Below are 777 nucleotides of genomic sequence, written 5' to 3'. Positions count from 1 at the left end.
GCCGTACGCCATGGTGTCGCGGGTGGGGAGTCCGTACGCCATGGACGGGTTGCGTCGGGGCTGGCGGAGCTGGAGCGGTGGCTGGCCGACCAGATGCGGCAGGGTCTGGCGGGGGCCGCGGAGCACGACTGGGAGGGTCTGGCCAAGCGGCTCATCGACGCCCAGGCGCCCGGAGTGGCGGGCATGGTCTCCAGGCTGGCCCGGGTCCGCTCCGGGGAGGGCTGGCCGGGGCGGCTCCTGGAGGAATACGCGCTGCTCAACCTGCTGGCCGTCGCCTACCGGCGGCGGGCCGAGCTGCCCCCGGCGCTGGGGCAGACCGTGCTGATCCGCACCGGGTTCCCCGTCACCAAGGAGGAGGTGCTGGCGAGACCCGCCGTGCGGGATCACTGGGACGTTCTCGGCAGACGTGACGAGGTGCAGGATCGGCTGACGGCACGCAAGGTCTGGTTGCGCGGCCGGCGTACGGGGCGGCCCGCGCTGGTCCTCTCGTTCGCCCCTCAGGGTCAGTCGCTCGACGCCTCCCTGGTCACGGGCACCACGATCGACGCCGACCTCACCTTCTACCCGGGCGCCGCGCCGCTGCGGGCCCTGGTCGCCGCCCGCCACGGCACCGTCCCACCGCCCCAGCCACCCGGCCCGGCCGGCGTCGCCCCGGAATCACCGGCGCAGCCCGACGTCGTACCGGAGTGGTCGGGTCAGTCCGGGGTTGTGTCGGGGTTGTCGGGTCAGTCCGGGGTTGTGTCGGGGTTGTCGGGTCAGTCCGGGGTTGTGTCGGCG

1 protein-coding gene is annotated in these 777 nt (G+C 74.1%); it reads left to right on the top strand.

Translation table 11 applies throughout. From position 1 onward, the window contains the following. Window positions 1–777: SWIM zinc finger family protein (locus E1292_RS50555; RefSeq protein ID WP_500690537.1), on the top strand; the 777-nt coding region annotated here is incomplete at both ends.

Origin of the sequence: Nonomuraea deserti, from assembly GCF_004348685.1 — a bacterium.
Taxonomy (GTDB): domain Bacteria; phylum Actinomycetota; class Actinomycetes; order Streptosporangiales; family Streptosporangiaceae; genus Nonomuraea; species Nonomuraea deserti.
Note: the sequence above shows the minus strand (reverse complement) of the source record. Positions and strands in the feature narration are given on the sequence as shown.